Raw genomic sequence first — 13136 nt, 5'->3', positions numbered from 1 at the left:
CGTCGCCTTGAAAACGGCACAGCCACTTCGGTCGCTGTGCCGTTTTTTGTAGCCAAGTTACAAAAAAACCAGAATTTCGTTGACCCCAGAATTTCTTCAGTAGTACTATCGACACCATCGGTGGAAGCGTTTCCACTTCACGAGTAGACGAAGGAGTTGCTGTGGTAGTTGATGCATCAGTTGCACTGGAAGAGACGTTCTCGCCGCCGGCCGATTCGGTCCTGTGGAACAAGGATTTTCTGCTGGGCGCCGCCACGGCGGCCTACCAGATCGAAGGCGCCGTCGCCGAGGATGGCCGCATTCCCTCGATCTGGGACACCTTCTCGGCCACGCCGGGCAAGACGCTGGCCGGCGACACCGGCGCCGTCGCCTGCGATCATTACCACCGCTGGCCCGAGGATATCGAACTGTTGGCCAGCCTGAACGTCGGCGCCTATCGCCTGTCGATCTCGTGGCCGCGCGTGATGACCGCGGACGGCCAACCGAATCAACAGGGCATCGCCTTCTACCGCAAGCTGCTGACGGCGCTGCGCGCTAAAGGGTTGAAGACCTACGTCACGCTGTACCACTGGGACCTGCCGCAGCACCTGGAAGACAAGGGCGGCTGGGTCAAGCGCGACACCGCCCACCGTTTTGCCGAATACGCCGACATGATCAGCCGGGAGCTGGCCGGCCTGGTGGACGCGTGGGCCACGCTGAACGAGCCGTGGTGCTCGGCCATGCACGGCTACGGCACCGGCCACCACGCGCCGGGCAGGCAGGACGTGGCGCTTGCCACGCAGGCCATGCACCATCTGCTGCTGGGCCACGGGCTGGCGGTGGCGCACCTGCGCGTCAACGATCCGGCGGCGCAGGTGGGCATCGTCACCAACGTCGGCCGCGGCACCAGCACCGGCAGCGCTGATGCCGACCAGCACGCGGCCTGGCTGTTCGAGCTCCAGCACAATAACTGGATCCTCGATCCGCTGCTGAAGAAGTCCTATCCGTCGGCGTTGTGGGAGCTGTGGCCGGGCGCCGAGCCGGCGATGCTGGCCGGCGACATGGACATCATCGGCGCCAGGCTCGATTTCCTCGGCATCAATTACTACTTCCGCACCAACGTCGTCAGCGACGGCAAGCACGGATACCTGGAAGTGGAGCTGGAAGGCGTGGAGCGCACCCAGATGGGCTGGGAAGTCCATCCGGACGGCCTGCGCCACCTGCTGGTCGGCTTCCATCGCGACTACCCGAACCTGCCGCCGATCTACATCACCGAGAACGGCATGGCCACCGACGACGAGGTGATCGCCGGCGAAGTCGACGACCGCCAGCGCATCTCCTTCCTGAACCGGCACCTGGAAGCGGTGAACCAGGCGGTGAAGGCAGGCGTCGATGTGCGCGGCTACTTTATCTGGTCGCTGATGGACAATTTCGAGTGGGCCTTCGGATACGAACGCCGTTTCGGTATCATCCATGTGGACTATGCGACCCAGAAGCGCACCTTGAAGCGCAGCGCCAGGCTGGTGGCGGATTTCCTCGCTAAACGGAACTTCAAATAATTGAACTTCCGGCAGGCATCCGAATAAAATGGGCGCTCGACGCCCACAGGAGACAGAATGATTAAGGCTACAAAACGGGGAAGCGCCATCGCGCTGGCCCTGGCCGCATGCGCGGGGTTGTCCACGACTGCGCAGGCGCAGGCGCCCCTGAAGGCAACCGTGATCCATTGGTGGACCTCGGGCGGCGAATCCCAGGCGGTCAAGCAGTTCGCGGACGCATACAACAAGGCCGGCGGCCTGTGGATCGACAACGCCATCGCCGGCGCCGACCAGTCGCGCGCCACCACCATCAACCGCATCGTCGGCGGCAATGCGCCGACCGCCGCGCAGTTCAACACCTCCAAGCAGTTCCGCGATTTCGTCGAGCAGGGCTTGCTGAACAACGTCGACGACGTGGCGGCCGCCGGCAAGTGGGACCAGATCATGCCGCCGTCGATACTGTCCGCGATCAAGATCAACGGCCACTTCTACGCCGCGCCGGTGGACATCCATATGCCGGCCTGGTTCTTCTACTCCAAGGCCGCGTATAAAAAAGCCGGCATCGCCAACGAGCCGCAAACCTGGGACGAGTTCCTGGCGCAGCTGGCCAAGCTGAAGGCCGCAGGCCTGGTGCCGCTGGCCTTCGGCGGGCAGGTATGGCAGGAGAAGATCACCTTCGACGCCATCTTCGCGATGGTCGGCGGCGCCGACTTGTACCTCAAGGTGTACCGCGACCGCGACCAGAAAGCCGTGATGTCGCCGGCCTTCAAGCAGGTGCTGGTCGATTTCAAAAAGTTGAAAGCCTTTGTGGATGCCGGCTCGCCGGGCCGCAACTGGAACGACGCGACGGCGATGGTCGTCAGCGGCAAGGCCGGCGTGCAGATCATGGGCGACTGGGCCAAGGGCGAGTTCTCGTCGGCCAAGCAGGTGGCGGGCAAGGACTTCGGCTGCTTCCCCGGCTTTGGACCGAAGGCGCCGTATATCGTCGCCGGCGACGCCTTCGTGTTCCCGAAAACCACCGACGCCAACGCCATCAAGGCGCAGAAGCTGCTGGCGACGGTGGTCACTTCGCCGGCCGCGCAGGTGGCCTTCAACTCGCGCAAGGGCGCGATCCCGATTCGTGGCGACGTCGATGAATCGACGCTGGACATCTGCGCCAGGCAGGGCCTGGCCATCATCAAGGACAAGAGCCGCCAGTTGCCGAACGCCGAAATGCTGGCGACCCCGGACACCACCGGCGCCTTGCAGGACGTGTTGACCAGCTACTGGAACAAGAACCAGTCGGCGGACGACGCGCAAAAGGCCTTTGCCCGCGCGCTGAAGGACGAATAAGCCATGGCCAAGAAGCGTCAAAGCGTTTCCATCGCCGCCTACATCGCCATGATCCCGATGGCCTTGACGGTGCTGCTGGCCTACCTGGGCACGATGCTGTGGACGGCCCGCGTGTCGGTCAGCAGCTCGCGCACCTTCCCGGCCAGCGACTTTGTCGGCGCCTCGCAGTACATCCGTTTGTTTAACAACGAGCGCTGGCTGCTGTCGCTGCAAAACGTCGCCGTGTACGGCGTGCTGTTCATCGCCGCCTGCCTGCTCATCGGCTTCCTGCTGGCGGTGTTCATCGACCAGAAGGTGATGGCCGAAGGCGCGCTGCGCACCATCTTCCTGTATCCGTATGCGATGTCGTTCGTAGCCACGGGCCTGATCTGGCAGTGGATATTGAATCCCGAACTGGGCATCCAGGAAGTGCTGCACAAGCTGGGCTTCGCCGACGCCAAGTTCGACTGGATCGTCGACCAGGACATGGCGATCTACACCATCGTCATCGCCACCGTGTGGCAGGCTTCCGGCCTGGTGATGGCGTTGATGCTGTCCGGCCTGCGCGGCGTGGACGAGGAATTGTGGAAGGCCGCCCGCATCGACGGCATTCCGCGCTGGCGCGTCTACGTCAGCATTGTGCTGCCGATGCTGGGCGCTTCGGTGTCGACCGCCTTCGTGCTGCTGTTCGTGATGGTGGTGAAGGTATTCGACTCGGTGGTGGCGATGACGCAGGGCGGCCCGGGCACGGCCAGCGAAGTGCCGGCCAAGTTCATCATGGACTACCTGTTCGGCCGCGCCAACATCGGCCTCGCTTCGGCGGCGTCGATCGTGCTGCTGTCCACGGTGCTGGCCATCGTCGCGCCGCTGTACTATGTGCGCAACCGCCGCGCTGCGAAGGGGGCATGATGGGGCAGGTCGTCAAACTCGACAAGGCAGGAATGGAAAAAGCAGCAGGGCTGGCGCCGGGCGCCGCCGCCAACGACAGCACCGTCGGCGCGCCGCCGGCCATCCGGCCGCGCCGCAAGCTGGCGTGGACGCCGGCCCGCATCGGCGTCTACGGCTTCCTGATCGTGGCGGCGCTGTTCTTCCTGCTGCCGCTGTACGTGATGCTGGTGACGTCGGTCAAGCCGATGGAAGAGATCCGCCTCGGCACGCTGTTCGCGCTGCCGATGCACGCCACCCTGGAGCCCTGGCTGCAAGCGTGGCAGTCCGCCTGCACGGGACTGGAGTGCAACGGCATCCGCGGCGGCTTCTGGAACTCGGTCGCCATCGTGGTGCCCAGCACCGTGCTGTCGATCGCCATCGGCGCGGTGAACGGCTACGCGCTGTCGTTCTGGCGGCCGCGCGGCGCCGGCCTGCTGTTCGCGATCCTGATGATGGGCGCCTTCATTCCGGTGCAGGTGATGGTGTATCCGCTGGTGCGCGTGCTGGCTGCGCTGAACCTGTTCAGCTCCTTGCCCGGCATTGTGCTGATCCACACCATCTTCGGCATGCCGGTGATGACGCTGCTGTTCCGTAACTACTACGCGTCGCTGCCGATGGAGCTGTTCAAGGCCGCCCGTATCGACGGCGGCGGTTTCTGGCGCATCTTCCTGCAGCTGATGCTGCCGATGTCGACGCCGGTGATCGTGGTCGCCGTCATCATGCAGGTCACCGGCATCTGGAACGACTTCCTGCTTGGGCTGGTGTTCGCCGGTTCCGAGCATCTGCCGATGACGGTCCAACTGAACAACATCATCAACACCACCACCGGCGAGCGCCTGTACAACGTCAACATGGCAGCGACCATCCTGACGTCGGTCGTGCCCTTGGCTCTCTATTTCATTTCCGGCCGCTGGTTCGTGCGCGGCATCGCCTCCGGCGCAGTGAAGGGTTAACATGTCTAACGTAGCTATTCGTAATTTGCAGATTCAGCTGGGCGGCAACAAGGTCATCGAGTCGTTGAACCTGGATGTGAAAGCAGGGGAGTTCGTGGTGCTGCTGGGCCCATCGGGCTGCGGCAAGTCGACCCTGCTGCATTCCATCGCGGGCCTGATCGACACCACCTCCGGCCAGATCGAAATCGGCGGCAAGGACATGACCTGGGCCGATCCCAAGGACCGCGGCATCGCGCTGGTGTTCCAGTCGTATGCGCTGTATCCGACCATGAACGTGGAAGCCAATATGTCCTTCGGCCTGCGCATCAACGGCACGCCGAAAGCGGAAATCGCCCGCCGCGTGGCGCGCGCTTCGGACATGCTGCAACTGGGGCCGCTGTTGAAGCGCAAGCCGGCCAACCTGTCCGGCGGCCAGCGCCAGCGCGTGGCGATCGGCCGCGCCATCGTGCGCGAAGCGGACGTGATGCTGTTCGACGAGCCGCTGTCTAACCTGGACGCCAAGCTGCGCACCGAACTGCGGCGCGAACTGAAGCAGCTGCACAAGCAGCTGGGCGCCACCATGATCTACGTGACCCACGACCAGGTCGAGGCGATGACGCTGGCGCAGCGCATGGCGGTGATGAAGGGCGGCGCGGTGCAGCAGTTCGACACGCCGGCCAACATCTACAACGAGCCGGCCAACCTGTTCGTGGCGACCTTCCTCGGTTCGCCGGGCATGAACCTGTTCAAGGGCAGGTTGGAACAGGAGGGCGGCCGCATCCTGTTCCGCAACGACCACATGTCGGTCGACGTGACGGATTATCCCTACCAGCAGCGGCCTGCCGGCAAGCAGGAATGCGTGTTGGGCGTGCGGCCTGAAGACATCGACGTCGGCAATTGCGACGGCGCTGAAAACGTGGTGTGCGCATCGGTCTCGCTGATCGAGGCGATGGGCGCGCACCGCGTGTTGTGGCTGGACTTCCACGGCACCCAGGTCGCGGGCATCGTGCAGGACCAGCAGCATCTCGAAACCGAGAAAGACATCAGCTTCTCGATCCGCACCAGGCGCATTTCACTTTTCGACGGCGCCAGCGAACAGCGGCTCTGACACCAGCGCTGTTTTCTTATTCCGGCGCTGGGGCGAGCAGTGCACCCGCCGGCGCGCCTGCCGGGGGCGCCAGCACAAAGCGCGGTACCCACAAAACCAGTCCGCTATTGGGCAGCACGAATTTCCTGACGCCGCCGGACTGTGCGCGCCGGGCGGCTCCGCCCGCGCCGGTCAGGGTGCCGAAGCCGAAATCCTGGACCACGTTTGCGAACAGCACCGCTGACGAGTAGGTGGAGGGGCCGATAAGCACTTCCACCTTGCCCTTGAAGAGCTGGGGCAGGCCGGTCTGCGGCTCATGCCACGTCTGGATCTCGCCGTCGACGATCTGGCCTGCGGTTTCTCCCCGTTGCGGGTTCGCTTCGGCTACTCTTTTGGTGTAGGTCGAGCCGGTGCGGTATGGACGCGTGGCGATATACGGCATCAAGCCTTCGAGCCACAGCTGGTCGTCGCCGCCGCCGTTGTCGCTGATATCAATGAGCAGAGTGCCTGTCTCCTCCTGGCGCATGCGAGCGAACGAGGTCTGCGCCAGGCCAAGGAATCGGTCCAGGAATTCGTGGCTGAAGGAGCCGGCCTTGAGTACGGCCTTGCCTCCGGGTTTGAGCTCGAAATCGAACTGGCGCTCAAAGCTTGTTGCCGCTTGCAGCACCGCGGGCTTGCTTGCGCTTGCCGGAACGTTGACCGACCATCGCCGGCCTCCGCGCGACAGCTCAAGCCGATACTGCGCGGCTGCGCCATACATCTTCCAATGATAGAGCCACCAGCGCTTGGCCAATAGCGTCGACCGGAACAGGGGCGTGTCGCCGTGCATCCGATTGAGTAGTTCGGTCGTCGCCAGCTCCGCCGGTACGCCGTTGATCGAGAGGATGCGCGCGCTTGCCAATTCGGTTGACCCCGCGCCCAGCGCGGCGCGGATGTACAGCTTTCCCGCGCCATCGATATCGACCTCGAAAGGGAAGAAGGCGCCGCCGGACGCAAGATGGGCCGTGCTGTCCGCGAGCCAATCCGAGTAGCCGACGAAAAAATGGGCATCGGCGAATATGGGATTCAGCGTCGACAGGCGCCGCCATGTCTCGTCGCGGGTCAAGTCCGCTGTCGTGTCCATGGCCAGCGCGCGCAATGCCCGCTCCACCGACTCCGGGTTGGCCGAGAAGCCTGGGTTGGGATGCGCGCTGTCGATCGTCCGCCGGACGAAGGCCAGATCGTCCCGCAGCTGTGCCGCGCTGATGCGCGGTTCCGTGGCCGCAGGCGCTGCAGGCGCGAACAGGGTGAACGCCAGCAGGGCCAGCATGTTTGGCGGTGGCGCCAGCGTGGCGGAGATCGCGCTGCAACTTGGTCGCCATGCCGATGGTTTGTACTACCACCTGAAAGTGCTGTGCAAGGCCAGCCTGATCGTCGAGCTGGACGGGCAGGGCGATGACCAACGCCACTACCGGCTCGCCGGCAAGCCGGCGGGGCCTTTGCGCCTTGCGTATCGGATCGACAGCGAACGCCATGTGACGGCATTGCGTAAATTTGCCCATGGTTTGCTACAGGTCGCGGAAAAGGATTTTGCGGGGGCGCTGGAGATCGACGGCGTGGTTACCGCGGGGCCGTCGCGGCAGTTATGGGCGGCCCGTAACAAGGCCTGGCTGAGCCGGGATGAACTGGCGGAGACCAATGCATTGCTCGAACGGCTGTGCGAGTTGATGAGCCGTCCGCGCACCAGCGAACGGGATCAGCTGCTCAGCTGCGCGTTCGTGCTGGCGCCGCACATCCCGGAGCCCAAGCGCAGGGGCGAGCCGTAGCCGTTAGCCGCGCCGGGCCACCGAGCCGCGCATCGTCACCGTGACCGGGAAGTCGCGGACGATCTCGTGCTGGGTGCCGTAGCACAGGTTGAGCAGCCAGCGCACGGCGTTCTGCGTCAACTGCTGCATCGGGATGTGCACCGACGTCAGTCCCGGCGACGAGTACTCGGCCGAGTAGTCATCGTCATAGCCGATCACGGAGACCTGGCCCGGCACGCCGACGCCGGCGCGGTGGAAGCAGGACAGGGCGCCGACCGCCATTTCATCGTTGGCGCAGAACAGCCCGGTGAACTTGAGGCCCTCGTTGATCAACCGCTGGGTGGCGCCGAAGCCGCCCTCGCGCGAGAAGTCCGATTCGATCAGCGTCACCGCCGAACGCTCGATGCCGCTGCGTTGCAGCTCGGCGAAGAAGCCATCGAGCCGCTCCTGGTTATCCGACGTGGTGGCCGGGCCGGAGATCACCGCCAGTTCGCGGTGGCCCGCTTGCAGCAAGGTTTGCGCCGCCAGTTCGCCGCCGTGAAAATGGTCGGGGCAGAACGAGGCGTCCGGCAGCTGCGGGCTGCGGCGATTCAGGAAGGCCATCTTCGGATGCATTTTTTGCAGCGAGATCAGGTCCTCGTCGTACAGGTCATGGCCCAGCACCACGATGCCGTCGCAATCGCGGCCGATCAGGAACTTCACCGCTTCCACCGCCTCGTCGCGCGGCGAGCCGTCGCCGCAGCCGGTGGCCACGACCACGTGCCGGCGCATGGCGCGCAATTCAACGTCGGTCTGTTTGAGGATGGTGCCATAGTAGGCGCCGAAGAACGAGGGTGTAAATATTCCAATCATGCCCAGCGACTGCGCCGACAGCGAGCGGCCGATGGACGAGGGACGGAAGTTGAGTTGTTCGATCGCGGCCTGGACTTTTTTCATCGCCTCGGCCGATACCGGACCGGCGCCTGAAATGGCGCGCGATGCTGTCGACATGCCTACACCGGCGAGCACTGCGACATCTTTCAGCGTTGCCACGAATTCTCCTGAACTGGGTGATGGAAGCGGCGCCGATGCGGGCCACTGGGTTAGCCTCTATCCTAGCATGATCTCCCTATGGCGAATGGGGTATAATGTTCGATTGCTCGTAATTTTCATGGCGTATAAAGCAACCTATCATGCAATCGCAACCACTCTCCCGTCTCCCCAAGCCCGCAACCGGCGCACCTGCGCCTAAAGTCGGCTTCGTCTCGCTCGGCTGCCCTAAAGCGCTGGTCGACTCCGAACAGATCCTGACCCAGCTGCGTGCCGAAGGCTACGAGACTGCCAAGTCCTACGACGGCGCCGATCTGGTCATCGTCAACACCTGCGGCTTCATCGACGCCGCGGTGCAGGAATCGCTGGACGCCATCGGCGAAGCGCTGGCCGAAAACGGCCGCGTGATCGTGACCGGTTGCCTGGGCGCGAAAAAAGACGCCGCCGGCGACGACATCATCATGAAGGTGCACCCGAAGGTGCTGGCCGTGACCGGCCCGCACGCGCTGGCCGAAGTGATGGACTCGGTCCACCTGCACCTGCCCAAGCCGCACGAGCCTTTCCTCGACCTGATCCCGCCGCAGGGCGTGAAGCTGACGCCGAAGCACTACGCCTACCTGAAGATCTCCGAAGGCTGCAACCACCGCTGCTCGTTCTGCATCATCCCGTCGATGCGCGGCGACCTGGTCTCGCGTCCTATCGGTGAGCTGATGCTGGAAGCGGAGAACCTGTTCAAGTCCGGCGTCAAGGAACTGCTGGTGATTTCGCAGGACACCTCGGCCTACGGCGTCGACGTCAAGTTCCGCACCGGTTTCTGGAACGGCCGCCCGATCAAGACCCACATGACGCAGCTGATGGAAGCGCTGGGCGAGCTGGCCAAGTCGTACGGCGCCTGGGTGCGCATGCACTACGTCTATCCATACCCGCACGTCGACCAGGTCATCCCGATGATGGGCGAGCATATCCTGCCTTACCTGGACATCCCGATGCAGCACGCGCATCCCGATGTGCTCAAGCGCATGAAGCGTCCGGCCAGCGGCGAGAAGAACCTGGACCGCATCCTGGCCTGGCGCGCGATGAATCCGAACCTGACCATCCGCTCGACCTTCATCGCCGGCTTCCCTGGCGAGACCGAGGCCGAATTCGAATACCTGCTGGACTTCCTGAAGGAAGCGCAGATCGACCGCCTGGGTTGCTTCGCCTACTCGCCGGTCGAAGGCGCCACCGCCAACGAACTGGCCAATCCGGTGCCGGAAGAGCTGCGCGAAGAGCGCCGCGGCCGTGTGATGCTGCTGCAGGAAGAAATCTCGAAAGCGCGCCTGAAGGCCAAGGTCGGCACCACCGTGCGCGTGCTGATCGATGAAGTCAACCGCAGCGGCGGCGTAGGCCGCTCCAGCGCCGACGCGCCGGAAATCGACGGCGTGGTGTACGTCAAGCCGCCGTACGAGCCGCACAAGAAGCTGGCGGTCGGTCAGTTCTTCGACGTCAAGATCACCACCTCCGACGCCCACGACCTGTGGGGCGAGGCGCAATAAGCCTCGCCGGTTTAACGCGCGACGGCGATGAACACGGCTTTGTTCGATAACATCTCCGGCGCGTAGCAGCCGTCACGGTAGGTGCCGTCCAGGCGCTTGCGTTGCAGTTCCTCGATCACATCGTGGTAGAACTCGAGCTTGTAGTCCGGCTGGCCGCCGGCCGCCGGCGTCTCCCGTATCAGTTTGCCGACGATGGGGTGGAAGGCGTCCACGCAGGCCGCTATCGATCCGATGTGTTCGGTGCGGCCGTAGTCTCCGGCAGCGATGATGGCCGGCGGATCGGGGACGATGGCGAACAGCTGCTGGCCGGCGCGGCACCATCCCACATGGGGTGGGAAGCCCATGGCTTCGACCCCGCTGCTGCCGAAATCCTCGTCGACGCCGAGCTGGAAGTCGAGCGGGACGTTTTCATGCACCCATTTCAAATCACGGTACCAGTGCGCTCGTTCAGCCGGCGTCAGCGGCAGCTGCGGCAAGCGGCCGCCATGATCGTGGAAGGCATTGAACCGCAGCACTGAAATGCCCTGCCTGGCGAAGTAGGCGGTGTAACGCAGCAGGTGTTCCCGGCTATGGTTATGCTTGCCGATCGTCACGCCGATATTGATATCAAGCGGCGCCAGCAGCCGCGCCGGAACCCGCGCCGCGCCGTCCCGCAGCTCGTCGTTGAAGGCGTGGATGCGCGCAATCACGCGTTCGCAGTCGCGACCGGCGAACACGCCCTTGATCGGATAGTCCTCCGCCGGCAACAGCTCCAGATTGTCGTCCAGAATGCCGTGAAAAGTGATGGTGACATTGCCGAAGCCGTTTTCTATGCCGGTCCACAAATACTCCTTCCATTGCGCATCGAGTAGCGGCGCGCCGCTGGTCCACATGTCGCCGCGTTGCATGGTTTTGGTCGGCCTGCGATTGTCTTCCTGATGAAAGTCCCGGTTGTGCGAGTCGCCGAACAGGCGCAGGAACTGGCCGTCCCGGCCAAAACTGTCGGAAATCATGGGGAACACGTGGTAGCCCTGCGCCGTCAGTCCGTCCATGATGCGGCGGCCTTCGAGCAGGTCGATCGAGCGCTTGGCGGCCGCCGGCTGGTTGATGTAAAAACAGTGGGCGCAGGCCTGGCGGCAGGTTTTCCGGCCGACGGTGGTGTCGAGTTGCAGATAGAGGCTGATGTCCGTGGGCCGCAGCTGGCGAAAGGCTAGGTCGAGCGGAATGTTGCCGTGGTCATCGTAGGCGATCGCTTGATTGCGGAAAGGCGCGCTGGACATGAGTCTTCCTTTCACCAGTCTTCCTGCTGGAATACGGCCACCACCAGGACGCAGCATGGCCGGCAGGCGGTGGCGGAGATCGTTGCCTTGCCCTGCCTGGCCGGCGCCGCGCCGCGGCGTTGGCACAGGTCGGCGATCGACAGTTCGACGTCGCGCTCGACCGCCCGCAGCGCGCTGGCGGCATCGGCCGCCGCCGCGTGATGCTCCACGAATACGCCGCCGCCATGGTCGAAGATGGCCCAGCCTATGCCCGCCGCCAGGCCGGTTTCCTGCTCGCCACTGGACGAGGCATGCGCCTGCACCACGTACAGGCGGTTGCCCCAGATCCGGCGCAGCTCCGGCTCCGCCTGCGGGACCGGCTCCCATCCCGGCGGGATCACGCTGGAGAGCGCTATCACGTTGAAATTGCCGATGCCGGTTTTCCACAGCGCGTCGTCGTAGGCGGACAGCTCGGTCCGCCCGTGGCCGATTCCGGCAATGACGGGGATGGCCCGCCGCGCGCCGTCGCCGCTCATGTGACACCTGGCGCGCCGGGGAACTCGGTCAGCAGCAGTTCGGTGCGCCGTTTGAGGCTGGCCTTCACGAAGGGCGTGGAGCCGCAGCCGAGCGGGTCGCCGGTATAGCGTTCGGCCATCACGGCGCAGCGCGAGGTGCAATAGTAGGGATCGCGCGATAGCTCGCAGCTGGGGCATTCCTTGAACTTGTCGTAGGTGAACTGACGGATTTCCTTGAACGAATCCCGCCAGAGCGTTTGGAACGAATGCTCGCGCAGCTTGCCGGCGATGAACTTCCCGTTCGACGCGCAAATCGAGCATGGATACAGCGAGCCGTCGCTCATCAGGTAGGCCATCGCCACGCCGCAGAATTCGCGGCCGGTGGCCTTGGCGATGTTATGGCACTCGTCGAGGAACTTGGCCACGCACAGCCCGACGGTATCGTTCATGGTCTGGTCGTGCAGCTTGTCGGCGAGATACAGGCGGGCGCTTTCCTCGACAATATTCGCCTGCGGCTGATACTGCGGGAAAAACCTGCCGCGCCCGATAGGGCTCATCGGCGTCGATCCGAAAAAGCATTGGTGCTCGCGGGCGAAGTCCAGCAGCACTTGCAACTCGTGCACATTGCCTGCCGTCTGGGTCGACATGATCGCGGTCGGGACGCCATTCCTGCGCAGCAGCAGTATGCGTTCGCGCACATCGTCCCAGGTGGAGCGGATCCGCAACTCCTTGTGGTTCGAGGTGCCGTCGACGCTGACGCTGACCACGCATTCCTCGCGCGGCAGGCGGTCGATCAGGTCTTGCGTGATGTAGGCGCCATTGGTTGCGATCGAGATGACGAAACCGAGCTGGTGGGCGTGATTGACGATGGCCAGGAAATCCGGATGCATCATCGGTTCGCCTCCGACCAGCACCAGGGCAAACACGCCCGCCGCTTTCATCTGTTCGAGGGCGTCGAAGATTTCGGGTGTCGACAATTCCTGCTCCCGCGGCTTGCCGGCCTCGATATAGCAGTGACGGCAAGTCAGGTTGCAGGCGCGGGTAATCTCGAACCAGACGATGAGCGGCGCGCTCAGGTGAAACTCGTCCCTGACGGGAATCGAGGGCAGGCGGTACGCTTCCAGCGCCTCGCGCGACGTGCCATCGAGTAGCGCGGGCGCGGCTGCATGGCTGTACAGTCCGATTTCGCCAGTACCGAATGCCAGGATGAAACCGAAGTCTTCCTGGCGAATGCGGACGTCGGGGACCATGAGCGTCTCGC

12 protein-coding genes are annotated in these 13136 nt (G+C 64.1%); 7 read left to right on the top strand and 5 right to left on the bottom strand.

What is annotated here, in order from left to right; all coding sequences use genetic code 11:
- Positions 1–161 precede the first annotated feature (161 nt).
- Genes AC1RMD_RS28860 through AC1RMD_RS28840 form a run of 5 tightly spaced genes read left to right on the top strand, consistent with a single transcriptional unit; the run spans position 162 to position 5795 of the window.
- A complete protein-coding gene (locus tag AC1RMD_RS28860) occupies positions 162–1538 on the top strand; it encodes a GH1 family beta-glucosidase (protein WP_492931899.1) in 1377 nt (458 codons plus the stop codon).
- A 57-nt stretch (positions 1539–1595) separates the two neighbouring features.
- Entirely contained in the window at positions 1596–2849 is a 1254-nt protein-coding gene (locus AC1RMD_RS28855; RefSeq protein WP_492931897.1) for an ABC transporter substrate-binding protein, read from the top strand.
- A gap of 3 nt (positions 2850–2852) precedes the next feature.
- Positions 2853–3737 carry a carbohydrate ABC transporter permease gene (locus AC1RMD_RS28850; protein ID WP_492931895.1) on the top strand — a complete coding sequence of 295 codons (885 nt, stop codon included), beginning with the start codon at positions 2853–2855 and terminating at the stop codon, positions 3735–3737.
- A 32-nt stretch (positions 3738–3769) separates the two neighbouring features.
- Positions 3770–4708, top strand: a complete 939-nt coding sequence (locus tag AC1RMD_RS28845) for a carbohydrate ABC transporter permease (protein WP_492931955.1) — start codon at positions 3770–3772, stop codon at positions 4706–4708.
- Between the two features lies 1 nt (position 4709).
- Positions 4710–5795, top strand: coding sequence for an ABC transporter ATP-binding protein (locus AC1RMD_RS28840; protein ID WP_492931893.1), 1086 nt, complete (start codon positions 4710–4712; stop codon positions 5793–5795).
- Between the two features lie 16 nt (positions 5796–5811).
- On the opposite strand, the gene AC1RMD_RS28835 is transcribed toward AC1RMD_RS28840, so the two are convergent.
- On the bottom strand, positions 5812–7083 hold the full coding sequence (locus tag AC1RMD_RS28835) for a S41 family peptidase (RefSeq protein WP_492931891.1): 1272 nt from the start codon (positions 7081–7083) through the stop codon (positions 5812–5814).
- Here AC1RMD_RS28835 and AC1RMD_RS28830 point away from each other — a divergent pair.
- Entirely contained in the window at positions 7061–7579 is a 519-nt protein-coding gene (locus AC1RMD_RS28830) for an ArsR family transcriptional regulator (protein WP_492931889.1), read from the top strand. The two genes, AC1RMD_RS28835 and AC1RMD_RS28830, sit on opposite strands and share 23 nt — an antisense overlap.
- Positions 7580–7582: 3 nt before the next feature.
- On the opposite strand, the gene AC1RMD_RS28825 is transcribed toward AC1RMD_RS28830, so the two are convergent.
- On the bottom strand, positions 7583–8590 hold the full coding sequence (locus tag AC1RMD_RS28825) for a LacI family DNA-binding transcriptional regulator (RefSeq protein WP_492931887.1): 1008 nt from the start codon (positions 8588–8590) through the stop codon (positions 7583–7585).
- 140 nt (positions 8591–8730) lie between these two features.
- Between AC1RMD_RS28825 and rimO the strand changes: the two genes are divergently transcribed.
- Positions 8731–10122, top strand: coding sequence for a 30S ribosomal protein S12 methylthiotransferase RimO (gene rimO / locus AC1RMD_RS28820; RefSeq protein ID WP_492931885.1), 1392 nt, complete (start codon positions 8731–8733; stop codon positions 10120–10122).
- Between the two features lie 11 nt (positions 10123–10133).
- Here the strand turns inward: rimO and AC1RMD_RS28815 are convergent, their stop codons facing one another.
- The 3 genes from AC1RMD_RS28815 to AC1RMD_RS28805 are packed head-to-tail and all read right to left on the bottom strand — an operon-like array spanning position 10134 to position 13125.
- Positions 10134–11381: a radical SAM protein gene (locus AC1RMD_RS28815; RefSeq protein WP_492931883.1), complete on the bottom strand. Its 1248-nt coding sequence runs from the start codon at positions 11379–11381 to the stop codon at positions 10134–10136.
- Positions 11382–11392: 11 nt separating this feature from the next.
- Complete coding sequence (locus AC1RMD_RS28810) at positions 11393–11896, bottom strand: pyruvoyl-dependent arginine decarboxylase (RefSeq protein WP_492931881.1); 504 nt, start codon at positions 11894–11896, stop codon at positions 11393–11395.
- Positions 11893–13125, bottom strand: a complete 1233-nt coding sequence (locus tag AC1RMD_RS28805) for a radical SAM/SPASM domain-containing protein (RefSeq protein ID WP_492931879.1) — start codon at positions 13123–13125, stop codon at positions 11893–11895. Before AC1RMD_RS28805 ends, AC1RMD_RS28810 begins: the two co-directional genes overlap by 4 nt.
- Positions 13126–13136: the final 11 nt, after the last annotated feature.

This window comes from Duganella sp. GW822-FHT06D06, assembly GCF_058799615.1.
Note: the sequence above shows the minus strand (reverse complement) of the source record. Positions and strands in the feature narration are given on the sequence as shown.